This is a genomic window from Edaphovirga cremea, from assembly GCF_003332275.1.
In the GTDB taxonomy this organism is placed as follows: Bacteria; Pseudomonadota; Gammaproteobacteria; order Enterobacterales; family Enterobacteriaceae; genus Edaphovirga; species Edaphovirga cremea.
In genome coordinates this window covers 1-24362 of sequence record NZ_QOVA01000017.1, presented here as the reverse complement: position 1 = coordinate 24362, position 24362 = coordinate 1, and the positions used below count along the sequence as shown (strand labels likewise).

General features: G+C 49.1%; 21 protein-coding genes and 1 pseudogene. 19 read left to right on the top strand and 3 right to left on the bottom strand.

The genetic code is table 11. The annotated features are described in order from the left end of the window. Window positions 1-141: 141 nt before the first annotated feature. On the bottom strand, window positions 142-1017 hold the full coding sequence (locus tag DRI82_RS18095; RefSeq protein ID WP_114195309.1) for a LysR family transcriptional regulator: 876 nt from the start codon (window positions 1015-1017) through the stop codon (window positions 142-144). A gap of 572 nt (window positions 1018-1589) precedes the next feature. On the opposite strand from DRI82_RS18095, the gene DRI82_RS18090 reads away from it, so the two are divergent. The 14 genes and pseudogenes from DRI82_RS18090 to emrB all read left to right on the top strand — a co-directional run bounded on the left by DRI82_RS18090 (window position 1590) and on the right by emrB (window position 15274). Beyond that, window positions 1590-1907, top strand: coding sequence for a phage holin family protein (locus tag DRI82_RS18090; protein WP_114195308.1), 318 nt, complete (start codon window positions 1590-1592; stop codon window positions 1905-1907). Continuing rightward, window positions 1904-2299: a M15 family metallopeptidase gene (locus tag DRI82_RS18085; RefSeq protein ID WP_114195307.1), complete on the top strand. Its 396-nt coding sequence runs from the start codon at window positions 1904-1906 to the stop codon at window positions 2297-2299. Before DRI82_RS18090 ends, DRI82_RS18085 begins: the two co-directional genes overlap by 4 nt. A 189-nt stretch (window positions 2300-2488) precedes the next feature. After that, window positions 2489-2839: a DNA polymerase beta superfamily protein gene (locus tag DRI82_RS18080; protein ID WP_211317681.1), complete on the top strand. Its 351-nt coding sequence runs from the start codon at window positions 2489-2491 to the stop codon at window positions 2837-2839. A gap of 341 nt (window positions 2840-3180) precedes the next feature. Continuing rightward, complete coding sequence (gene proV, locus DRI82_RS18075; protein WP_114195306.1) at window positions 3181-4383, top strand: glycine betaine/L-proline ABC transporter ATP-binding protein ProV; 1203 nt, start codon at window positions 3181-3183, stop codon at window positions 4381-4383. Window positions 4384-4390: 7 nt separating this feature from the next. Continuing rightward, window positions 4391-5635, top strand: a complete 1245-nt coding sequence (gene proW / locus DRI82_RS18070) for a glycine betaine/L-proline ABC transporter permease ProW (RefSeq protein ID WP_114195359.1) — start codon at window positions 4391-4393, stop codon at window positions 5633-5635. A gap of 101 nt (window positions 5636-5736) precedes the next feature. Then, window positions 5737-6732, top strand: a complete 996-nt coding sequence (gene proX, locus DRI82_RS18065; RefSeq protein WP_114195305.1) for a glycine betaine/L-proline ABC transporter substrate-binding protein ProX — start codon at window positions 5737-5739, stop codon at window positions 6730-6732. 47 nt (window positions 6733-6779) lie between these two features. Continuing rightward, entirely contained in the window at window positions 6780-7772 is a 993-nt protein-coding gene (gene proX / locus DRI82_RS18060; protein ID WP_114195304.1) for a glycine betaine/L-proline ABC transporter substrate-binding protein ProX, read from the top strand. A 195-nt stretch (window positions 7773-7967) separates the two neighbouring features. Continuing rightward, window positions 7968-9145: pseudogene (locus tag DRI82_RS18055) on the top strand (MFS transporter). Window positions 9146-9283: 138 nt separating this feature from the next. Further along, window positions 9284-10039 (top strand): AzlC family ABC transporter permease, encoded by a 756-nt coding sequence (locus DRI82_RS18050; protein ID WP_114195303.1) that lies wholly within the window; start codon window positions 9284-9286, stop codon window positions 10037-10039. Beyond that, window positions 10029-10364: an L-valine transporter subunit YgaH gene (ygaH, locus tag DRI82_RS18045; RefSeq protein WP_114195302.1), complete on the top strand. Its 336-nt coding sequence runs from the start codon at window positions 10029-10031 to the stop codon at window positions 10362-10364. Before DRI82_RS18050 ends, ygaH begins: the two co-directional genes overlap by 11 nt. A gap of 164 nt (window positions 10365-10528) precedes the next feature. Next, on the top strand, window positions 10529-11047 hold the full coding sequence (gene mprA / locus DRI82_RS18040; RefSeq protein ID WP_114195301.1) for a transcriptional repressor MprA: 519 nt from the start codon (window positions 10529-10531) through the stop codon (window positions 11045-11047). Between the two features lie 24 nt (window positions 11048-11071). Then, the gene (locus DRI82_RS18035; protein WP_114195300.1) at window positions 11072-12526 is read left to right on the top strand and encodes an efflux transporter outer membrane subunit; all 1455 of its coding nucleotides are present in this window, start codon (window positions 11072-11074) and stop codon (window positions 12524-12526) included. A gap of 25 nt (window positions 12527-12551) precedes the next feature. Then, window positions 12552-13724 (top strand): multidrug efflux MFS transporter periplasmic adaptor subunit EmrA, encoded by a 1173-nt coding sequence (emrA, locus tag DRI82_RS18030; RefSeq protein ID WP_114195299.1) that lies wholly within the window; start codon window positions 12552-12554, stop codon window positions 13722-13724. A 17-nt stretch (window positions 13725-13741) separates the two neighbouring features. Next, window positions 13742-15274, top strand: coding sequence for a multidrug efflux MFS transporter permease subunit EmrB (emrB, locus tag DRI82_RS18025; protein ID WP_114195358.1), 1533 nt, complete (start codon window positions 13742-13744; stop codon window positions 15272-15274). An 87-nt stretch (window positions 15275-15361) separates the two neighbouring features. On the opposite strand, the gene DRI82_RS18020 is transcribed toward emrB, so the two are convergent. Further along, window positions 15362-16480, bottom strand: coding sequence for a tRNA/rRNA methyltransferase (locus DRI82_RS18020; protein WP_114195298.1), 1119 nt, complete (start codon window positions 16478-16480; stop codon window positions 15362-15364). A gap of 238 nt (window positions 16481-16718) precedes the next feature. On the opposite strand from DRI82_RS18020, the gene trxC reads away from it, so the two are divergent. From trxC to DRI82_RS17995, 5 genes are all read left to right on the top strand, one after another. Next, window positions 16719-17138 carry a thioredoxin TrxC gene (gene trxC, locus DRI82_RS18015; protein WP_114195297.1) on the top strand — a complete coding sequence of 140 codons (420 nt, stop codon included), beginning with the start codon at window positions 16719-16721 and terminating at the stop codon, window positions 17136-17138. 123 nt (window positions 17139-17261) lie between these two features. Further along, complete coding sequence (locus DRI82_RS18010; protein ID WP_114195296.1) at window positions 17262-17957, top strand: tRNA-uridine aminocarboxypropyltransferase; 696 nt, start codon at window positions 17262-17264, stop codon at window positions 17955-17957. Window positions 17958-18028: 71 nt separating this feature from the next. Beyond that, window positions 18029-20689 (top strand): bifunctional acetate--CoA ligase family protein/GNAT family N-acetyltransferase, encoded by a 2661-nt coding sequence (locus tag DRI82_RS18005; protein WP_114195295.1) that lies wholly within the window; start codon window positions 18029-18031, stop codon window positions 20687-20689. A 154-nt stretch (window positions 20690-20843) separates the two neighbouring features. Beyond that, window positions 20844-22199 carry a CDP-diacylglycerol--serine O-phosphatidyltransferase gene (pssA, locus tag DRI82_RS18000; protein WP_170138733.1) on the top strand — a complete coding sequence of 452 codons (1356 nt, stop codon included), beginning with the start codon at window positions 20844-20846 and terminating at the stop codon, window positions 22197-22199. A gap of 77 nt (window positions 22200-22276) precedes the next feature. Next, on the top strand, window positions 22277-22618 hold the full coding sequence (locus tag DRI82_RS17995) for a YfiM family lipoprotein (RefSeq protein WP_114195293.1): 342 nt from the start codon (window positions 22277-22279) through the stop codon (window positions 22616-22618). A gap of 40 nt (window positions 22619-22658) precedes the next feature. Here DRI82_RS17995 and DRI82_RS17990 read toward each other — a convergent pair whose 3' ends face one another. Next, window positions 22659-23963 carry an MFS family transporter gene (locus DRI82_RS17990; protein ID WP_114195292.1) on the bottom strand — a complete coding sequence of 435 codons (1305 nt, stop codon included), beginning with the start codon at window positions 23961-23963 and terminating at the stop codon, window positions 22659-22661. Window positions 23964-24362 lie beyond the last annotated feature (399 nt).

Genomic DNA, 24362 nt, shown 5'->3' with positions numbered 1-24362 from the left:
CGCGATGCTCTTTTGGGTAGCGCTGAAGATTCAATATAAAAGCCTCTCCATTCTTAATACTGTTATTAAACTGGTAGTTAAGTGTGTGTCATATTCCCTGGCGTAAAGGTTTTACGCTAAAATTAAGAGCTAAGTTACATACTACTGATGACTATTTATGATATTTTCACTCATAAATGAAATTACTTTTTTCCATTCATTCGCTTCGTCAGACTTGTAATGAAAATAGTCATTTAATATAAATTTTCCTTCATCACACTTTATATAACGAATATTGTCAGGTGAGAACATTTTCATTGCACTCCACGGGACCAAGCTGATAAAATTTCCTTCACTAACTAATTTCATTCTTGTCGCTATATCATAATCGCGATAAATAACCGTGGGTCTCGATGTATATTTCATTAATTGTGGCAAAATATTATTACGTAATCCTGGATTATGTGCTGTGGTGCTTTGGATCCAGGGAATTTCATTAATAAGTTGAACTAAAGGAATGTTTTCGTACTTACGCGCAACTGCAAAGACCATTTCAAAACAGGGTAAATCATGACGAATAATGTCATCATTGCGAATGTTTTTAAATGTAATAATAGCACCATACTTAGATTTATCGCCTTGAAAAATAAAATCATGGGATACAACTTGCTCATAAATCACCTTAATCGTCGGTATTTTCTCCAATATAGAACTGAAATTGGAGAGTACAAATTCCGGGTAATCTTTGTCTATGCAGATAGTGTAACTTTTTTTACCCGATGGTTTGGAAACATCTTTCTCAATGTTATTTATTTTTTCATATATAGGTAATAATTTCTGGTAAAGAATTTGGCCAAACTCAGTTAACTCCAGGCTTTGGTCTCGGCGTTCAAACAGTGGGCAACCTAACTTGTCTTCTATTGCAGCTATACTTTTACTCAAGGGGGATGCGGTGATAAAAAGCGTTTCCGATGCACGTTTAATACTTTTTTGTTGTGCAACCGCTATAAAATGTTTCATTTTTTTAGATGTAAACATCTGGTTATCCTCAGTTCTATTTATATATATTTATTAACATACAACCACAACGTTAAATTAATTTAATGAAATATTTTCATTACACAACTAATATCATCATCAAATCAAAAAATGATCGCGTTAAAAATTATAGTTAATCGGGAAGCATTGATTTTGCAAATGTAAATATAGCGTTCTATTATTCTCCTTCACTTACAGGAAAACATCATTTATAAAATAATTGCAAATCAAAAAAACTCACAATAAAAAGTCAAAACTCATTAAGTATCCTTTAAAAATCGCTGTTAAAATTGCGTATAATCTGAACATTAGTGATTAAAAAACATGCAACCTGACCCTATTATTTCGCATACCGACAATTCTAGTTTAACACCCGACAACTTGAGTCTTGCGCCTCAATTATGACTTACCCATAAGCAAAATTTGCATGTGACATGTTCGTTAGCAGGGTAATACTATTATTGCTCGCTTTTGAATCATATCTTGCCGCAATAATTTACCTACATTGCTCATGAACAATGCGAGCAATCAACATAATCATGGCGAGGTATTTCTATTTAACAGGAAAAAAAATGTTTGACGCCTTACGTTCACTGAGCACTGCCCTGACGAATCTGTTGGGCGCACATTTATTGTCGTTTTACGATGCCTTTATATCCGGAACCATGGCACTTCTTCATGCAGCCTATCTTGATATAAGTGGGCGCAGAAGATTGCTCAATGCAGCAATTTGTGCACTGCTGGCTTATTTCATCCGGGATCTCATTTTACTTATGTCATGGAATATCAATTGGGCCAATATTTTCAGCGTTGTCCTTGGATTTCTTGGAACTGATTATATTGCAATATTATTCAATTTTGGACTCGATAAGCTTGGTGTAAAAAAATGAAATATGAAGAAACAAAATTTTCCAATAAAAGCCGTCAGTATCTTCAAGGGATTCATCCTGAACTGATTCGGGTCATGGAACTGGCGTTAAATTATAGCCATGTTCCTTTTGCCATTACCGAAGGATTGCGAAGCATCGAAAGGCAACGTTCACTCGTTGCGGAAGGAAAAAGCCAGACAATGAACAGTCGGCATTTAACCGGGCATGCCGTCGATGTTGTCGCTTTACCTGCAGGAGTTGTATCTTGGGAAGGGGCATTTTATCAAAATATCGCTGATGCTGTCGCACAAGCTGCGCAGGAATGTCTGGTCGCTGTGGAATGGGGCGGAAACTGGAATACGTTGAAAGATGGCGCTCATTTCCAACTTAGCCAACATGATTATCCCGCATAACCTGCCACTCATTTATAGAGTTTCATGGTCACATTTTGGCGTTAGTGACATATGAAGGAACATTCTCATCGTCTCACAGGGAAAATACAGGCAAGGTAGATTCAGTTATATTTGCTAACTGCCATTAGGGCTTATTGCTATTGGATTTGTCCTATTGAGTTTATTTTTAAAATGAGGCGAGGTATTTGTATGATTAACAGCCTTGGGACGAATCAGACCATCGCCTCTGATATTATGGAATGCATCCAGACACGACTGGTCAATATTGAGCAGATGTATCAGGTGAAGATTTTGTATGTTTGCAAGTCCGGAAGTCGCACCAGGGGCTTTGAAAGCGCTCAACCCCCACTCTGCTGGAGTGACTTAGTTACCCATAGGTTTATCGAAGCCAGGATCATTTTGTTGCCCCATTACTTGCCGCGCTTTCTGGATACTTTTCCTACAAGCGCGGCCATTACCCAGTCCATTAGCCTCTCTGCGAAATCCAATAGCCTTTATGCCAAGATGGAAATAGGTGTCATGACATTTTATCTGATATGAGAGGATATTCACCCAGACAAGCGAGCCGCTTAAGAAAATGCACCTCTAGTGAGATCTCCCTGAATCTGCAAACCCTTCTCTTTCTCACCCGTATATAATCCTGCCAGAAGCAAATGAAATCAGGGGAAATAGCTTATAACTGATGCATGATTCAGGACTAATAGCCTAACCAGAGCAGCAGCCAAATATGGCATAATTATGTTCTGAACAACAAGCCCAGTGGCTTGATATAGGACATTGAGGGTTGTCACAGAATCTCTTTGTGTTAGGGTATAAGGCGTTTAATTTTTTGATCGGGACACATTTGATAATTTGAATCCACTAAGGAAATTACAAATTGCATGGCAATTAAAATCGAAATAAAGAACCTATATAAGGTATTTGGGGAGCACCCGGATCGTGCTTTCAAGCTGATAGATTCAGGCATGGGGAAGGACAAGATATTTGAAAAAACAGGTCTGTCATTGGGTGTCAACAATGCCAGTCTGGCCATTGAAGAAGGCGAGATTTTTGTCATCATGGGACTATCCGGCTCGGGTAAATCCACCATGGTACGCCTTCTCAATCGTCTGATAGAACCTACTCGAGGTGAAGTGCTGATCGATGGTATTGATATAGCCAAAATATCGGACAGTGAGTTACGTCAGGTACGCCGAAATAAGATCAGTATGGTATTCCAATCGTTCGCACTGATGCCGCATTTATCAGTATTGAATAATACTGCGTTTGGTATGGAATTAGCCGGGATCCCACTGCAAGAACGTACTGAAAAAGCACTGGATGCGTTGAAACAGGTTGGGTTGGAGAATTATGCCAACTCCTATCCTGATGAACTCTCTGGGGGTATGCGCCAACGTGTTGGATTAGCACGAGCATTGGCAAACGATCCGGACATCCTTTTAATGGATGAAGCTTTCTCTGCGCTCGATCCACTTATTCGCGCTGAAATGCAGGATGAGTTGGTAAAATTACAGTCGCAGCATCAGCGTACTATTGTGTTTATTTCGCACGATCTCGACGAAGCAATGCGTATTGGCGATCGTATCGCCATCATGCAAGGCGGTGAAGTTATTCAGGTCGGTACGCCGGACGAAATATTAACGAATCCAGCCAATGATTACGTACGTACCTTCTTCCGTGGCGTCGATATCAGTCATGTATTTAGTGCGAAAGATATTGCCCGCCGCCGCCCCGTCAGCATGATTCGCAAAACCCCCGGTTTTGGTCCTCGCTCCGCATTGAAGCTGTTGCAAGATGAAGACCGCGATTATGGCTATGTTCTCGAACGCGGGCAGAAGTTTATTGGTGTCGTATCAATCGACTCTCTCAAACAGGCCCTGGCTGATGGGCAACCCCTGGAATCAGCCTTACTCGAAGCGCCGGCTTCCGTTCCTGCAGATATGCCGCTCAGCGAACTGATCTCCTACGTGGCACAAGCACCCTGTGCTGTTCCCGTGGTCAGCGAAGAGAATAACTATATCGGCATAATTTCCAAGGCCATGTTGCTTCAGGCTTTAGATAAAGAGGGTTCCGCGAATGCTTAATCAGACAATGACGACGGAGGCTGCAGAGCCTGCCATTCAACATGCCCAAGCGGCACAGGCCGCGACAAATGATACGTCCAGCGATCCCTGGGCCAGCGCCAGTCAGCCAGCAGATGCGCCAGGCACTGCCCCAGCGGCTGACAGCAGTGACCCGTGGTCAACAGGGTCGGCAGATGCCACCAGCAGCGCCCCAACGGGTGTAGATTCTGCGTCAAGCGGTGGTGAGGTCTGGTCTACTCCTGGAACAGATTCCGGCCATGACGTCGCAAGTCAGGCTGCATCACAAAGTTCCGATTGGCTAAGTGGTGGCGTCCCGGTTCAGCCGGAACATTTCAATCTGATGGACCCGTTCCAAAAAACCTGGGTTCCGTTTGATCATTGGGTGACACAGGCCATTGATTGGCTGGTATTACATTTCCGCCCGCTGTTTCAGGGCATTCGTGTACCGGTCGATTTTATTCTCAGCGGATTCCAGCACATGTTGCAGGGAATGCCTGCCCCCGTTGCCATTCTGATGTTTGCACTCATTGCGTGGCAGTTTTCCAGTTTGGGAATGGGTGTCGCTACGCTACTTGCCCTGGTTGCGATCGGTGCGATTGGTGCCTGGTCACAGGCTATGGTCACGCTGGCCCTGGTTCTGACCTCGCTATTTTTCTGCGTATTGATCGGCCTGCCCATGGGCATCTGGCTGGCAAGAAGCAAAGGAGCAGCAAAGATTATCAGACCGCTGCTTGATGCCATGCAGACTACCCCAGCCTTTGTCTATCTGGTGCCAATCGTCATGTTGTTTGGTATCGGTAATGTACCGGGTGTCGTCGTAACCATCATCTTTGCGTTACCCCCAATTGTTCGCCTGACTATTTTGGGTATTAATCAAGTACCTGAGGATCTGGTCGAAGCGGCAGAATCATTTGGTGCCAGTCCGCGTCAATTATTGTTCAAGGTGCAATTGCCTCTGGCAATGCCAACCATTATGGCTGGTGTCAACCAAACGCTGATGCTCGCCCTATCGATGGTCGTCATCGCCTCCATGATCGCTGTTGGCGGTCTGGGCCAGATGGTGCTGCGCGGTATTGGTCGACTTGATATGGGTCTCGCCTCCGTCGGTGGGGTAGGTATCGTTATTCTGGCTATTATCCTCGATCGCCTGACGCAATCGCTTGGACGTGACCGCCGCAGTAAAGGCAATAGCCGCTGGTTTGCCACCGGTCCAATTGGCTTATTGACCAAACCTTTTGTAAAAAAAACCTGATCCCCTCGATCCCGGCATTGCTGCCGGGATCGATCGCACATTGTTAATCCCGACGTTAAAGACCGCCAAGGTCACCATAAATAATAACCAGAGGAAAACTTATGCGCTCGACAGGTATCTGGGCTCTCCCACTCATCACCCTTTTTTGTTTTCCGGCTTTTGCCGCCGATCTGCCAGGCAAAGGTGTCGTCGTCAAACCACTGCAAAGCACCATTGCCGAAGAGAGTTTTCAGACTGAATTGGTAAACAGGGCTCTGCAAAAGCTGGGCTATGACGTCCAGCAAACAGCTGAAGTCGAATATAACATCGCGTACACCACCATTGCCGCTGGGGACGCAACCTTCATGGCGGTCAACTGGGATCCTCTGCAAGCAGACATGTACAACAGCATTGGCGGGGACAATAGGTTCTATCGTCAGGGCACGTTCATTGCCAACGCAGCCCAAGGTTACATGATTGACAAAAAGACCGCCGACCAATACCACATCAAAGACATTTCCCAGTTGAAAGATCCCACACTGGCAAAACTTTTTGATGCCGATGGTGACGGCAAGGCCGATATGGCCGGGGCGAATCCTGGCTGGGTAAGCGGGAGCGTCATTGATACCCAAATCAAGGCTTACGGGCTCAGCAATACCGTGACGCAGAATCAGGGGAACTATTCAGCGATCATCGCTGACACCCTGACCCGCTTCAAGCAGGGTAAACCCGTGCTTTACTACACCTGGACACCCTATTGGGTAAGCAACGAAATGGTGCCAGGCCGGGATGTCGTCTGGCTGACCGTACCTTTCTCTGCAAATCCCGGTTCACAGAAAGATCTCAATACCGCCCTGCCGAACGGTACGAATTATGGTTTCACCGTCAACAATGAACACATCGTTGCCAATAAGCAGTGGGCGGCTGAAAACCCCGCTGCGGCAAAACTGTTCGCCATCATGAAACTCCCGCTGGCCGATGTTAATGCGCAAAACCTGCGTATGCATAAGGGTGAATCTTCTTCAGACGACATCCAACGTCATGTTGACGGCTGGATCCGTGCGCACCAGGCCACATTTGATGGCTGGATCAGCACCGCTGCCGCAGCAGCACAGTAACGCAGAGCCAATATTTGCGATATCACACATAATCAAAAGGTATTCATATGCGTAAGACCGGAATTTGGGCTATCGCCCTCACAACCATGATCACCATGCCCGCCTTCGCCGCCGACTTACCGGGTAAAGGTGTTACCGTTCAACCGATCCAAAGCACCATCAGCGAAGAGACGTTCCAGACCGAACTGGTTAACAAAGCGCTGGAAAAGCTCGGTTACAACGTTCAGGCAACCCGCGAAGTGGATTACAACGTTGCCTATACCTCACTTGCCTCGGGTGACGCCACGTTTCTTGCCGTTAACTGGCAGCCACTGCACAACGAAATGTACAAAGCCGCCGGTGGCGACAAGGTATTTTACCGCGAAGGCACCTATGTCGGTGGTGCCGCTCAGGGCTACCTGATCGACAAAAAGACCGCCGATCACTATAAGATCACCAATATTGAGCAGTTGAAAGATCCGAAGATCGCCAAATTGTTCGACAGCAATAATGATGGTAAAGCCGACCTGACCGGTTGTACGCCTGGCTGGGGTTGTGAAGCGGCAATCAATGCACAGTTGAAGGCTTACAAACTGGATTCGATGGTGGAACATAACCAGGGCAACTATGCGGCGATGATTGCCGATACCATTACGCGTTACAAAGAAGGCAAACCGATCCTGTATTACACCTGGACGCCTTATTGGGTTAGCGATGTGTTAGTGCCAGGGCGTGATGTTGTTTGGCTGCAAGTGCCGTTCTCCGTTATTCCTGGAGAAAAAAATGCCAATACAGAATTACCTAACGGTAAGAACTATGGTTTCCCGGTAAGCACAATGCATATCGTGGCGAATAAGAAATGGACCGATCAGAATCCAGCGGCAGCCAAACTGTTCGCCATCATGAAATTGCCATTGAAAGATATCAATGCGCAGAACTCACGCATGCACAGCGGCGAAAGTTCTGAAGCGGATATCGCGCGTCAAACTGACGGTTGGATCAAAGCCCATCAGGCAATCTTTGATGGTTGGGTAAAAGAAGCCGCTGCTGCTGCCAAATAAGTAGCGCAGGCTATTCTTTCTCCGGCAAAGAACCGAAAGGCATGGAAATCATGCCTTTTCTGTTTTTCACCCGGTAGGGTAATCTCAGTGGCCCAATCTTTCAGCTCCACGGCCCTTGATATGAAATTATATATTGGTTTGCCAATTACTGCTGATGGATACTAGGCTCCTAATATTCACCCTCAGAATAATTACATGAACATAGATACAAAAACTCCCAGCCTTAGCCCGGCCCTGACGCTACTGATGGCCGTGGCAACGGGTCTCGCTGTCGCCAGCAATTACTACGCTCAACCCTTGCTCGAAACTATCGCCCAGGCGTTTGATCTGTCCGTCAATCAGGCTGGCTTTATCGTCACCGCAGCACAACTCGGCTATGCCTGCGGTTTGATGTTTCTTGTTCCGCTCGGAGATATGTTTGAGCGCCGGGCCATGATCGTTGTGATGACACTATTAGCGGCGGGGGCATGCTGATTACCGCCATGGCACCGACGCTATCGTTGATGATTCTGGGAACCGCCCTGACGGGACTGTTTTCGGTCGTTGCACAGATACTGGTACCACTGGCCGCATCCATGGCTGAACCGGAAAGACGCGGTAAAGTCATAGGTATGATCATGAGCGGTCTGCTGCTGGGGATTCTGCTGGCGAGAACTGTGTCGGGGGCTCTGGCAAGTTTAGGCGGATGGCGGACGATCTACTGGGTGGCGAGCGTATTGATGATTCTAATGGCTCTCACATTGTGGCGTTACCTGCCCCGTTACAAGCAAGACACCCAACTCAACTACCCGCAATTGCTGGGTTCTATTTTCACGCTGTTCTTCCACACACCCATGCTGAGAACCCGTGCGTTGGTAGGGATGTTCGGTTTCGCCAACTTCAGCATATTGTGGACCTCCATGGCATTCCTGCTCGCCAGTCCCCCATTCAATTACTCTGAAGGCGTGATCGGCCTGTTTGGCCTGGTCGGCGCAGCGGGTGCTTTTGCAGCCACCAGAGCGGGCCAGTTGGCTGATAGAGGCAAAGCCAGACAGACCACGATGGCCGGATTGATTCTGCTACTTTTGTCGTGGCTTGCCATCGGCTTTGGTCAGCACTCGTTGATAGCGTTGATCGTCGGGATTATTGTGCTCGATCTGGCCGTACAAGGCGTGCATATCACTAACCAGAGCGTGATCTACAAAACGATGCCGGAAGCGCGTAATCGACTGACCGCGGGTTACATGACCAGTTATTTTATTGGTGGTGCATTTGGCTCATTGATTTCAGCCTCTGTGTATCAACATGCGGGATGGAATGGCGTCGCCATTGCCGGTGCGGTGACCTGTATCCTCAATTTGCTGATCTGGTGGAACGGCAGAAAATATGGTTAGTCTGATTAGCTTGCGAATAATCATTTGTGGAATTTATTTAAGTAGCCGGGTATAAAGAGTACTAACAGTCTGGTAATGTTTGTCATATAAATTATTCACTGTATGACTTAAAAAAGGGCGTTATGCCCCGTGTAAAAGATGCAAAGCCAGACTGCTCACGACACCTGCACCACGACATCCCGCGCGACTTTCGCTGAGGGTATTTTCGACAGCCTTCCTATTGTGATTGGTTATCTGCCCGTTGCTTTCGCTTTTGGTCTCAGCGCCGTGAAACTGGGGTTTACTCCCCTGGAGAGCGTACTGTTTTCCTGCATTATCTACGCCGGTGCCAGCCAATTTGTGATCACCGCGCTGCTGAGCGCGGGAACGTCGTTGTGGATTGCCGCCTTAACGGTAATGGCAATGGATATCCGCCATATCCTTTATGGTCCAGCCTTGCGAACGCGCATCTTGTCACGGCTCAACCCGCGTAAAACCGCGATATGGGCTTTCGGTCTAACCGATGAAGTTTTCGCTGCGGCGACTACCAAACTGGTTCGCGATCAACGCCGCTGGACTGAAAACTGGATGATCAGTATTGCCCTTACCTCCTGGCTCTCATGGATAGCAGGAACGGTGGTTGGCGCGGTATTCGGTAATGGTCCACTGGATGATTATCCGGCCATTGAGGCGTCGCTCACTTTTATGTTGCCGGCCCTGTTTCTGAGCTTTGTTCTCGCCGCGTTCAAGCGTCAGCAAAGCCTGATTTTTGCCGTTGCGATCGGTGCATCGCTGGTAGGCGTTCTGCTGTTTTCAATACCGGTCGCCATTCTTGCTGGCATTGGAGGGGGATGTCTCGCCGCCCTGCTGCAACCACGCCCAGCAGAACTTAAGGAGATCAAACATGAGCAATGAAGTCATTTTGATTAGTTTGGTCGTAGGTCTGGCGAACTATCTATTCCGCTATGTCCCCCTGCGTTTAGGCAACTCACGCTACAGCGGCCCGCCTAAGCGAAACAGAACAGCGATGCTGCTCGACAGTATTGGCATTGCCTCTATTTGTGCCTTACTCGTGGTGTCCACGACTCCTGAAGTGTTGCGCCACCACGAGAAGTTTATCCCTACATTGATCGGTTTTGCGGTACTGGCCGCCGTCTTTTACAAAACCCAGAGCATTATCATTTCCACGTTGACCAGTGCGTTCTGTTTTGGCCTTGCGTTCAAGCTGCTGACGAGTTGAAAGCCGCTTTTGTCGCCAAAATGTGGTCGCAACAGCAAAATGGCAAAAGCAATGACGTAAAATCTGACAATGACACTAATTGCTACATCTTTCACTTAACATGGCGTTTACTTTATTAATCACCATCGTTACTATGCCGCTTGTAACTATCGAGGTTCTTCAAAATGGACAGTTCGTTTACTCCCATCGAACAAATGCTAAATTTCCGTGCTTCCCGTCAGAAAGACTTTCCTTATCAGGAAATTCTATTGACCCGTCTCTGTATGCATATGCAGAGCAAGTTGCTGGAAAACCGCAATAAGATGCTGAAGGCGCAAGGGATAAACGAGACCCTGTTTATGGCGTTGATTACACTCGATTCACAGGCCGATCACAGTATTCAGCCGTCTGAACTCAGCACTGCGCTGGGCTCGTCCCGCACCAATGCAACACGCATTGCGGACGAACTGGAAAAAAGGGGTTGGATTGAACGCCGTGAGAGTGATCATGATCGTCGTTGTCTGCACTTGCACCTGACCCCGTCTGGCGAAGATTTTCTTAAACAACTGCTGCCACCGCAGCATAAATGTCTGCATTTCTTATGGTCTACACTTGATGCGAATGAACAGAAACAGTTGGAAGCCCTGACGCGTAAACTGTTGGTTCGCCTTGATCAAATGGAAGTGTCAGAAAACTCCCTGTAAAATTTGCCCAGGTAGCTAATTATCATGCAATCTCCACATTGCTGGAGGCTTACGCCCCTGTTTGTCGTATTGTTCATGGCAGGCTGCGCCTCCAGTGACAATATTGCACCGCAATCGACGCTACTGGACACCCAGCAGTTGCAGTTGGCTCAACCGAAAGTCAGCTCTCTGGCTATCAGTACGCAGTGGTGGCGCAGCCTCAATGACCCGCAACTCGATGCATTGATGACGCGCACTCTGCAAAATTCGCCGTCACTCAAGCAGGCTGCTGCGCGGGTACGCGAAGCACAGAGCGTAGCAGGTGAAGCGAGTGCGGCTAATGGCCCCTATCTCGATCTTAACGGCAGTTCGCGTCGCGAACGCATGTCTCAAAACACCCTGCAACCGTTTATCCAGTCCTATCCTGATAAGCCGTTATATGAAACCACCAACGATCTCGGTTTGAATCTCAGTTATGAATTCGATTGGTGGGGAAAATACCGCAATCAGGTCAATGCAGCCAAAGCGCAAATCGACTCGGCCCGGGCAGAGCAAGCCCAGGCTGCGCTCAATCTCGCCAGTTCTGTTGCTTCGACCTATTACCAATTGCAAAGTAATTATGCGTTACAAGCCGTGCTGCAAACCGAAGTTGATAACAACCAGCATTTGGCCGATCTACGCAAACGCCAGTACGAAGCCGGTGTATATGGCGTAGATATCCCTCAACAAACCCAGGCCCAGGCCGATAGTGTTAAACAGCAGATTCTGCAACTTCAATCGCAGATAGATCAGCACAAGCATCAACTGGCTGCGCTGGCAGGTCAGGGACCCGATGCCATGGCGTACTTGAAACCCGTTGTATTGCCCGCCGATAACAGTCTGGCTGCGCAACATGAACTGACGCTTGAATTGCTGGGGAAACGCCCTGACATCGTGGCGCAAAAACAGTTGGTGGAATCCTATTCGCAACAGGTTAAAGCGGCACGCAAAGAGTTCTATCCAAGCCTGTCGATTAGTGGATTTGCAGGATTCAGCACCACTAATTTCCAGGGAACCAATCCCACGCTGCTGGAAGCTGCCAGTAAAGCCTGGAATGTGGCACCGGCCATATCGATGCCGATATTCCATGCGGGTGCACTGCGCAGCAAACTGGGTGAGCAGTCGGCGCTGTATGACGAAGCCGTGGAATCGTATAACCAAACGATTCTGAATGCAGTGCAGGAAGCAGCAGATGCCATCACCATTGCCAAAAGCAGTGGCGAGCAATTGCAGCAAGCCGCATCCGCTGAAAAGTCGATGCAGGATGTCTACCGCGTCGCCAAGGCTCGTTATCAGGCAGGGGTCATTGGGCGTGATGAGTTATTGGTCAGCCAAACACAGTTGTTACAACAACAACAGGCTGAGTTAAACGCCCGCAGCAATGTTTTGCAGGCAAAGATAGGTTTGATCCGTGCCCTGGGCGGTGGCTATGAAGCCCCGGCAACGGAATCAAAATCATGATAAGTAGACAAGCGTGGAGAGTACCATGAGTGCAAGCGTGGAGAATCAAAGCCCGCAGCAACCTAAAAATAAGAAGAAGTCACGCAAACGTGCACTGCTTCTTTTGACCGGCATTTTTATTATTGTAGGGGTGGCTTATCTAATCTATTGGTTCCTGGTGTTACGTCACCATCAGGAAACCGACGACGCATACGTTGCCGGAAACCAGGTTCAAATCATGTCGCAGGTTTCAGGGAGCGTAACCAGCGTAAATTTCGACAATACAGACTTCGTGCGTAAAGGCGATGTGCTGCTGACTCTTGATCCGACCGATGCTGAACAGGCGTTTGAACGCTCGAAAACCGCCTTGGCGAATAGCGTTCGTCAGACACATCAGTTGCTGATCAACAGTAAGCAGTACCAGGCAAATATCGCCCTGCGCAAAACTGAATTAAGTAAAGCGCAAAACGATTTGAAACGCCGTGAGGTGCTGGGCTCCGTGGATGCCATTGGCCGTGAGGAACTCCAACACTCGCGGGATGCAGTGGAAAGCGCCAAAGCCTCTCTGGAAGTGGCGGCTCAGCAATACAATGCCAATCAGGCCATGGTGCTGAATACTCCGCTGGATAAACAACCTGCAATCCAACAATCTGCGGCACAAATGCGTGATGCCTGGCTGGCCTTGCAGCGCACTAAAGTAGTTGCCCCGCTGGATGGCTTTGTCTCACGCCGTTCCGTTCAGGTCGGTGCACAAATCTCGTCAGGAACGTCGCTAATGGCGCTTGTTACCGCTAACCACATTTGGATAGATGCCAACTTCAAAGAGACCCAACTGGCAAATATGCGTATTGGCCAGACGGCCACGGTAGTCAGTGATATGTATGGCGATAATGTGGTTTACAAGGGCAAAGTGGCAGGTCTGGATATGGGTACCGGTAGCGCGTTCTCCCTGCTCCCTGCCCAGAATGCGACGGGGAACTGGATTAAAGTGGTACAGCGCCTGCCAGTCCGTATTGAGATTGATGCCCAGCAGGTTGCCGATCATCCGCTGCGCATCGGTCTTTCGGCTCTGGTGAAAGTGGACACGACCAATCTCGATGGTTTGGTATTGGCAAATACAGTGCGCAAGGATCCATTGTATGAGACCAATGCCCTGACGCTGGATTTAGCGCCAGTTAACCAGCTGATCGCTGACGTTATCCAGGCGAACGCAGGGTGAGTGCTCAAGAGGATCGCGTGGTCAAGAAGCCGCTTGAGGGTGCGCCACTTGCCTGGATGACTGTGGCGTTGGCGCTGGCAACCTTCATGCAGGTGCTCGACTCAACCATCGCAAACGTGGCGATCCCCACTATTGCAGGTAACCTGGGGGCTTCAAACTCGCAGGGAACCTGGGTGATCACTTCGTTTGGGGTCGCAAACGCCATCTCTATTCCGATCACTGGCTGGTTGGCCAAGCGTATCGGGGAAGTACGGCTGTTCCTGTGGTCTACAGTACTGTTTGCCATTGCCTCCTGGCTGTGTGGTATCTCCAACAGTCTGGAAATGCTGATATTTTTCCGCGTTATTCAAGGCGTGGTGGCAGGTCCGCTGATCCCGTTATCGCAAAGTTTATTGCTGAATAACTATCCACCAGCCAAGCGAAGTATTGCCTTGGCCCTTTGGTCAATGACGGTAATCGTCGCGCCAATCTGTGGGCCAATTCTTGGCGGGTACATCAGCGATAACTACCATTGGGGCTGGATTTTCTTCATCAACGTTCCCATTGCTGCCGTCGTGGTTATGCTGGCATTGCAAACCCTGCGTGGACGCGAAACCAAGACCGAGATCAGACCTATCGATACCATTGGACTGGTGTTGCTGGTTGTAGGTATCGGGAGTTTGCAGATCATGCTGGATCGGGGCAAGGAACTGGATTGGTTCAACTCTGGCGAGATTATAGTCTTGGCGGTGGTGGCGGCGGTGACGCTGTCATTCCTGATTGTTTGGGAACTGACAGATGACCACCCCATTGTCGATCTTTCGCTATTTAAATCGCGGAATTTTACCATTGGGTGCCTGTGTATCAGCCTCGCTTACATGCTGTATTTCGGTGCGATCGTTTTGCTGCCGCAACTGCTACAGGAGGTCTATGGGTATACCGCAACCTGGGCGGGACTCGCCTCAGCTCCGATCGGGATCATCCCGGTGATCCTGTCGCCAATCATTGGTCGTTTTGCCCATAAGCTGGACATGCGACGGCTGGTTACCTTCAGCTTTATCATGTATGCGGTGTGCTTCTATTGGCGCGCATGGACGTTTGAACCCGGTATGGATTTCGGCGCGTCAGCCTGGCCACAGTTCATACAGGGCTTCGCGATCGCTTGCTTCTTTATGCCTCTGACCACCATTACGCTTTCGGGTCTGCCACCTGAGCGTTTGGCTGCGGCATCGAGTTTGTCAAACTTTACCCGAACGCTGGCGGGATCGATTGGTACATCAATCACCACCACCATGTGGACCAGCCGGGAAGCTCTGCATCATGCACAACTGACAGAATCGGTGAACCCGTTCAATCCTATTGCGCAGGAAACCTACCGGCAACTGGAACAGTTAGGAATGAGTCAGCAGCAGGCGTCAGGCTATCTTGCTCAACAGATAACCAACCAGGGACTGATTATCTCTGCCAATGAGATATTCTGGGCTGCAGCGGGCGTCTTCCTGCTCATGCTGGTGTTGGTGTGGTTTGCCCGTCCACCATTTAGTACCGGTGGCGGTGGCGGTGCCCACTAGCGAAATGCCGCTGCAGGAAAATCGTCGTAAAAAAACCGGGTGCCTTTCAGCGCCCGGTTTCATTTATCCAGCAGGGTCAGACGGCGACTAGGCCTGATTCTGACGCCACCATTCACCCAGTAAAATACCTGTCGCTACGGAAACGTTCAGACTTTCCACTTTGCCTGTTCCGCCGATCGAAATACTTAAATCACCTTGCTGCCATGCGCTGTCAGTCAGACCATCACGCTCCTGACCCAACACCAGTACCATTTTTGCTGGCAGTTGTGCCTTTGCCAGAGGGGTACCTTTATGGCTGGACGTGGTCACAATGGTGTAACCGGCGCGACGGAAGGTATCCAATACGCTGAGGAAGTCATCTGCGTTAATGGCCTTGATATGTTCCGCGCCACCCTCTGCGGTACGAACTGCAGCACCGGACTCAAGCAACGCCGGATCCTGAACTAACAGGCCGTTAATGCCAAAGTGGGCACAGGTACGCATGATGCCACCCAGGTTGTGCGGATTACCGACATCTTCCAATGCCAATACACAATCTTTTGCGGGGGCATTTTCCAGATAGGTTTCAGCCTGCAATCCCTGACGTTTTTTGATCAGGAAGCAAACGCCACCGTGATGCTCAGTGCCCGAAGCCTTGGTCAGTTCTTCTTCTTCCACGACATGGTAGGCTTTGCGATTTGCGGCCATCCAACGCAGCGCTTCACGAAAACGTGGCGTAACGGACTGTACAAACCATGCGCGAACTATCGAGTCCGGGCGGCTGGTAAAAAGCGCCTGACAGGCATTCTCACCATACACGCGGGTCTCTTCCGCACGTTGGCGACGCAACTGTTCAGGATCGATAAAGCTTTTACCCGTAATGCCACCATGATCAGGCACAGCTTCATCATTGGGAGCACGTGAAACCGTTTTCCATGGTGAATATGGCCCCTCCCGGTCATCTGAACGCGCTGGGCGATCGTCAGAACGTGAAGGATTGCGCGGACGATTATTGTCGCTGCGACGGCTGTCGGTGTTGCGTGAGTCACTGCCGCGGCGCTCATTACGTCGGGAATCATCCGGACGGGCACTGTCCCGACGGTTATTCTCACCAGGACGACCTTTTCCCGCGGGACGCTTGTTGTTACTACGATTATCGCCATCGTCGTCGCTGCGGACGTACATCACTTTGACTTTGCCGTTCTTGCCACTGAATGAATCGTTCATATCTCTTCTCCACCTACCTACGCGCTGGGCGCGAAGATTACCTGAAGTGGGTCTCGTAAGCCACTTGCTTCGCGCTAAAAGCTAAAAACTATCGCATTCATTGAGCAAACCATTTTGTTCATTTCATCACTACTACCCATACTTAATAACACCAGAGCAACAACCCGCCTTTTATCAGAGCAAATGGGTCACCGGTTGCTTGTTGACGCTTATTAATCTTGGTAATCGAGGCTCATATATGAATACGGTATGTACATCTTGTCAGGCAACAAATCGACTGCCTGAAGATCGAATCGACGACGGTGCCAAATGTGGCCGTTGCGGTCATTCACTGTTTGACGGTGAAGTTACTCACGCTACGGTGGCCACTCTGGATAAATTACTCCAGGACGATCTGCCCGTTGTCATCGACTTCTGGGCACCCTGGTGCGGTCCGTGTGTGAATTTCGCCCCAATTTTTGAAGATGTCGCTGAAGAACGAGCAGGCAAAATTCGTTTTGTAAAAGTAAATACTGAGGCCGAACTAGAACTTAGTACACGTTTTCGCATCCGAAGCATTCCAACCATTATGGTGTTCCATAAAGGCAATATGGTCGATATGCTGAGCGGAGCCGTCCCTAAAGCGTCGTTTGATAACTGGCTCAATGAGTTAGTTTAAACCATTAATCTGCTTTAAGCCTCTGCTAATCGCCCGTGAGAGTTTATATATCACGGGCGATTTGTTGGTATCGCTTCCTGTCTGGGTTGATTAGAATAACGCTCTTTGCCTTTCGGAATGGTTATGCCAGACAACGCCGTGCTACGCCTGCGCCAACAGCGCCTGGCTCTCTCTACCCGCCCTTTCAACGCGCGCGGCAGTCGAACATTACGCTGTCAGACATGCTTGCTGCCGGTCAGGAATTGCATTTGTGATTCCATACAACCGCAGCAGGCCACCAGCCGTTTTTGTCTGGTCATGTTTGACACCGAACCATTGAAACCGAGTAATACAGGACGGCTGATTGCTGACATTCTGCCAGACACGCAGGCATTTCTTTGGTCACGCACGGAAGTCGATCCAAATTTGATCGACGCCATAAACGATCCTGCTCGCCAGCCTTATGTCGTGTTTCCTGAGTCCTACGCGGAACCAGGGCGGCAAGTATTCAATCAGATTCCAAACGGCAGCAAACCCCCGTTGTTTATCATGCTGGATGGTACGTGGTCCGAGGCGAGCAAAATGTTTCGCAAAAGCCCCTACCTCAATCACTTTCCGCTGTTTTCCCTCAACGTCGACACCCTCTCGCGTTATCAGTTGCGCGAAGCATCGCGTGCTGAACAACACTGTACTGCGGAAGTGGCAGCGGCGTTGCTGCAACAGGTCGGCGATCGCTCGGCATCCCTCCAATTGACCCAGCATTTCCATCTGTTCCGCGAAAAGTATCTGGCGGGAAAACCTCATCGTCCGGTGGAGGCCGTCACAGCAGAACAGCAATAAAACGCGTAAACTCAGCTATTGATAATAATCATTTACCCAAAGTCCGAAGGGTATGGAGCTGGGAGCTGCAGATGAGCCAACGTGGATTAGAAGCCCTGTTACGTCCAAATTCGATAGCCGTTATCGGGGCATCCGAAAAAACGGGGCGAGCAGGCAATCTGATGATGCGCAACCTGATGGCCGGAGGATTTAGCGGCCCAATAATGCCGGTGACGCCTCGCTACAAAGCTGTTTGCGGTGTTCTTGCATACCCTGATGTTGGCAGCTTACCCTTTACACCGGATTTGGCCGTGCTTTGTGTCCGCGCGGAACGTAATCTGCTTTTACTCGAAGAGCTCGGAGCGCGAGGCTGTAAAACCGCTATCGTTCTGTCGTCACTTCCGCAGCAACTTGCTGAACTCAAGGCCTGCGCGCAACGTTTCCATATGCGCCTTCTGGGACCCAATAGTCTTGGCCTGCTGGCACCCTGGCAAGGGCTGAATGCCAGTTTCTCGCCCGTCCCCATTCAGAAAGGTAAATTGGCATTTATCTCGCAATCTGCAGCCGTGGCCAATACCATTCTTGACTGGGCACAGCAGCGTTCCGTTGGCTTTTCCTACTTTATTTCATTGGGCGACACCCTGGATATTGATGTCGACGATCTTCTCGATTTCCTGGCACGCGATGGGAAAACCAGTGCTATCCTGCTTTACCTTGAACATCTCAACGATGCCCGTCGATTCATGTCTGCATCACGGAGTGCCTCCCGTAATAAGCCTATTCTGGTGATCAAAAGTGGCCGCACACCTTTGGCTCAGCAATTGCTCAATAGCGAGCAAGGCCTTGATGCTGCGTATGATGCCGCCATTCAGCGTGCTGGCCTGTTACGCGTACAAGACACGCATGAACTGTTTTCCGCCGTCGAAACCCTGAGCCATATGCACCCGCTGCGGGGCGATAAACTGTTGATTGTCAGCAACGGCGCAGCACCTGCGGCCATGTCCCTGGATGAATTGGTTCGCAGGAACGGTAAGCTGGCCACGCTTTCTGCCGAAACGACTTCAGCGCTGCAAACCGCGTTGTCTGACGTGATCCATGTCAGAAATCCACTCGACTTACGCGACGATGCCACGCCAGAACGCTATAAGGCCGCACTGGGTCCCCTACTGGATAGCAATGATTATGATGCGCTGCTGATCATCCACGCCCCCAGCGCAGCAGCTCTGGCGACTGATGCTGCCAAAACAATTATCCATGCCGTTCATCAGCATCCGCGCGGTAAAAGGATCACGCTTCTTACCAACTGGTGTGGCGAATATTCATCTCAGGAGGCTCGCCGTCTCTTTACGGAGGCTGGAATCCCTACCTATCGCACGCCTGAAGGGGCAGTCACCGCGTTCATGCATATGGTGGAGTACCGACGCAACCAGAAACAGTTGATGGAAACCCCGGCCCTTCCCGCCGAGTTGCATGCCGATACCGCCCATGCGCACAAATTGATTCATCAGGCGCTGGCCGAGGGCGCGACGCATCTTGATACCCACGAGGTTCGGGCAATCTTACAGGCATATGGATTGAATACCCTGCCGACCTGGATCGCGAATGACAGCGCGGAAGCTGTCCATATTGCCGAAGAAATTGGCTACCCTGTTGCATTGAAATTACGTTCACCGGATATTGCACATAAATCCGAGATTCAGGGCGTCATGCTCTATCTGCGAACGGCAACAGAAGTGCAGAGAGCCGCAGAAGCCATATTCGATCGCGTCAAACGAACTTATCCCCAGGCGCGTATTCATGGTTTGCTGGTACAAAGCATGGCAAACCGTGCCGGTGCGCAGGAATTACGTATTGCCGTTGAACAGGATGCCGTGTTTGGACCGTTGATTATGCTCGGTGAAGGGGGTGTCGAATGGCGGCCAGAAAGCCAAGCAGCCGTGGCGTTGCCACCACTTAACATGACGCTGGCCCGCTATCTGATCATGCAGGCGGTAAAAGGCGGAAAAATTCGCGGCAGGAGTGCGTTACGTCCTTTGGATATTCCCGCACTCAGCCATGTGCTTGTGCAAGTCTCCAATCTGATTCTCGACTGCCCGGAAATAATCCGACTTGATATTCATCCTCTCTTGGCATCTGGCAGCGAGTTCAGTTTGCTCGATGTCTCTATGCAAATAGCACCATTCAGCGGTGACCCGCAGGCGAGGCTCTCTATTCGCCCATACCCGCAACAACTGGAAGAGAAGATCACGCTGAAAGATGGTTCCGAATGCCTTTTCCGCCCTATTCTGCCCGAGGATGAACCCCAACTTAAAGCGTTCATTGCCAAAGTGACCAAAGAAGATCTCTACTATCGCTATTTCAGTGAGATCAACGAGTTTACTCATGAGGATTTGGCGAACATGACGCAAATCGACTACGATCGAGAAATGGCCTTTGTGGCGATCAGGCGTCAGGGGAATACCAGTGAGATTATTGGTGTGACCCGAGCCATTTCTGACCCCGATAACATCGATGCCGAGTTTGCGGTCCTGGTTCGCTCCGATCTGAAAGGGTTGGGGTTGGGTCGAAGATTGCTGGAGAAAATGATTGGCTACACCACCGCTCATGGACTGATACGTTTAACGGGGATCACGATGCCCAATAATCGCGGCATGATTGCCCTGGCAAAAAAACTTGGGTTTGAAATAGATGTCCAACTGGAAGACGGTATCGTCAACCTGATGCGACCTCTCAATCAGCCACCGAATACGTGACAAATACCACTAACTGAAGGTCAGCAAAGGCAATTTGAGGCAAAACTTCCGCACAATCGTGGCCAGTAATGGTATTATCGACCGATTCAACGGTTAATTTATTTTCGCCGATGGCGCTATCGCCACCACATGAAGAGAGAAGAAACGCACTGTGATGTTGTCAAAATTTAAACGAAATAAACATCAACAACACCTTGCACAACTGCCTAAACTCCCCCAAACGGTTGGTGATGTCCAGACGCTGTTTTCCCCGGAGGATTTCCGTACAGCGCTGTTGGCAGCCATTGGCCGTGCCGAGCGCCGCATCTATGTTGTCGCACTGTATCTGGAACATGATGACGCAGGCCGTGATGTGCTTTCTGCCTTATATTCCGCCCAACAACAGCGCCCTGAACTTGAGATCTGCGTGCTGGTTGACTGGCACCGCGCTCAACGCGGGCGCATTGGTGCAGCGGCAGAGAACACCAATGCGGATTGGTATTGTGATATGGCAGCCAAGCATTCACAGCAATCAATACCCGTTTATGGTGTGCCGGTAAATACCCGGGAAGCTTTGGGTGTTTTGCATCTCAAAGGGTTTATCGTTGATGATACCGTGATTTATACCGGTGCCAGCGTGAATGATGTTTACCTGCATCAGCATGACAAATATCGATACGATCGTTACCAGCTAATCCGTAATACGCCGCTGGTAGAAACGATGGTCGGCTACATAAAAAAGCATATCCTGACAGCGGGTGCGGTTCAGCGACTCGATCGTAGCGATCGCCCAAAAAGCCCCGAGATCAAAAACGAAACTCGTCAATTTCGCCAAGCGCTCCGCAGTGCGGGTTACCATTTTGATGGTAATGCCTCCAATGAACAGTTGGCTGTTACACCGTTGGTAGGTTTGGGGAAACAGAGTGTTCTAAATAAGACCATTTATCACCTGATGGCCTGTGCTGAAGAAAAACTGACTCTCTGCACACCTTATTTCAATCTGCCAGCATTACTGGTGCGCAATATAATTTCATTGTTGCGTCAGGGTAAGCAGGTCGAAATTATTGTCGGCGATAAAACTGCCAACGACTTCTATATTCCTGAAGACCAGCCATTCAAGATAATAGGTGCGCTCCCTTACCTTTATGAAATTAACTTACGTCGTTTTCTCAGCCGGTTGCAGCGTTTTGTCGACAGCGGTCAGCTTATTGTCCGACTGTGGAAAGATGGCGATAACAGCTACCATTTAAAAGGGATCTGGGTTGACAGCGAGTGGCAATTAATTACAGGCAATAACCTTAATCCTCGCGCATGGCGTCTCGATCTTGAAAATGCCATTCTGATCCATGACCCTCAGCAAGAGATGCAAGAGCAGCGGGCCAGAGAGTTGGAAACTATTCGCCGCCATACATTGGTAGTGAACCATTATCTCGAATTAGAAAGCATCCAACAGTACCCTGTTAAAGTTCGCAAGCTGATACGCCGTCTGCGACGTATCCGTATTGACCGGTTGATCAGCAGGATCCTGTAGTTCGCTATACTAAGAAAGCCCGACACTTTACGGGGAGTGATTCAACTCCACGGGCTTTTGTATTATGGGATAGCTCTATGTTTGTCAGAACTGCTCTGCGCACAACACTTATTACGATATTATTCCTGACCTGCTCTGGCTGTACACATTTGGCCCAAGACCGTTGGACAGGCAAAGACAAAGCTCAGCACTTTGTTGGATCCGCGGTATTGGCTGCGGCTGGTACTGCCTATGCTGAACGACAAAATATGTCATCCGCACAAAGTCGATCCTTTGGTTTGCTGTTTGCCATCAGCCTTGGGGCAGGTAAAGAGTTATGGGATAGTCGCCAAGATGGAACTGGGTGGAGTTGGAAAGATTTTGCCTGGAATGTTGCTGGTGCAGCAACGGGTTATGGACTTTATCAAGCGGCGAAATAGTAGGGGTGCCGGTGATCAGCCAGGCACCCGTTATTAATTGTCAGAGCTGAATCTCTTTTCCTTTCGAGTGCAGCATCAATGAGACAATAAACGCTAATAGTGCCATACCTGATACATACCAGAAGAAGACATTTTCTATTCCCCATGATTTGAACGAGAGAGCAACAAATTCTGCAGAACCACCGAATATGGCGTTGGCCACTGCATATGACAATCCCACGCCTAATGCCCTAACCTGTGCGGGAAACATCTCCGCCTTAAGTAATCCACTGATAGCGGTATAAAAACTGACAATCAGCAGTGCCCCAATAATCAATGCAAACGCCAGATACGGACTCGTTACATCCTTCAGCGTATAAAGAATTGGCATGGTCAAAAACGTCGCCAAACCGCCAAACAATAACATTGAATTTCGTCGGCCAATTTTGTCGGAGAGTGCACCAACAATAGGCTGCATCAACATAAAGACAAAGAGGGCCAGAGTCATAATCACGCTGGCTGTTCTGGTATCCATCCCCGCAGTATTAACCAGATATTTTTGCATGTAGGTCGTAAAGGTGTAAAAACACAATGACCCCCCTGCGGTAAACCCCAGCACCATAATAAAGGCCCGGCGATGTTTCCACAGCCCTGCAAGCGATCCCGCATCTTTATGTTCGCGAGTTTTCTTATCTGAGGTTTCATTCAGAGAACGACGCAAGTAAAGTGCAACGATCGCCAATATGGCTCCCATAGCAAAAGGTATACGCCATCCCCATGCCTTTAATTCTCCGTCAGTAAGAATTTGTTGCAATCCAACCACTACCAATAATGCCAGTAATTGACCGCCTATCAAGGTGACATATTGGAATGAGGCATAGAATCCCCTTCTTCCTGCTATTGCGACCTCACTCATATAAGTCGCACTGGTACCATATTCTCCACCGACAGATAGCCCTTGAAACAGTCTCGCAAGCAATAATAGAACCGGAGCCCAATAGCCGATCGTGGCATATCCCGGTAAGCAGGCAATCACCAATGAACCGAAACACATCATGCATACGGAGATCATCATTGAGTTTTTGCGGCCATGCTTGTCCGCAATATATCCAAATAACCAACCACCAATAGGGCGCATAAGAAATCCGGCGGCAAATACACCGGCAGTCTGCAATAGTTGTGTTGTGGTATTTCCATGTGGAAAAAATGTTGCCGCGAAATAGAGTGAGCAGAATGAGTACACATAAAAATCAAACCACTCCACCAGATTTCCTGACGATGCACCTACAATAGCAAAGATCCGCTTTTTCTTGTCTATTACCTCAGCTGATGCATCAAATTCCGGAGCAGGTGTAGAAATTGTCATCTATTTTTATCTCCCATAAGCCAACTATTCAGATACCAAGATCGCTCATTAATTTAAGCAGCAGTTTTGATAGTACGCGAAATAGACAACCAAACATTGGCTCATGGGAAGATAAGTTTGTGATGAAGTGCGGAATATTCAGAAATAACTCTGCAACAATATTGAAAAAATTATTGGTCGCTACAAAATAGAAACTCTTCGTTATTATTAAAATTCTGATATATATAATCCGTTCCTGCCAGATAAATGGATACTTGGAGTAGTGAATACCCATAAAGCAAAAAACCCCAGTCTTTCGACTGAGGTTCTTTACTTTGTTTGATGCCTGGCAGTTTACGCCGGGCTCCTGCCCTGCGCCCTTCGGGTCAGCGCCATGCGCTGCTCAAATCCGTTCCCGAC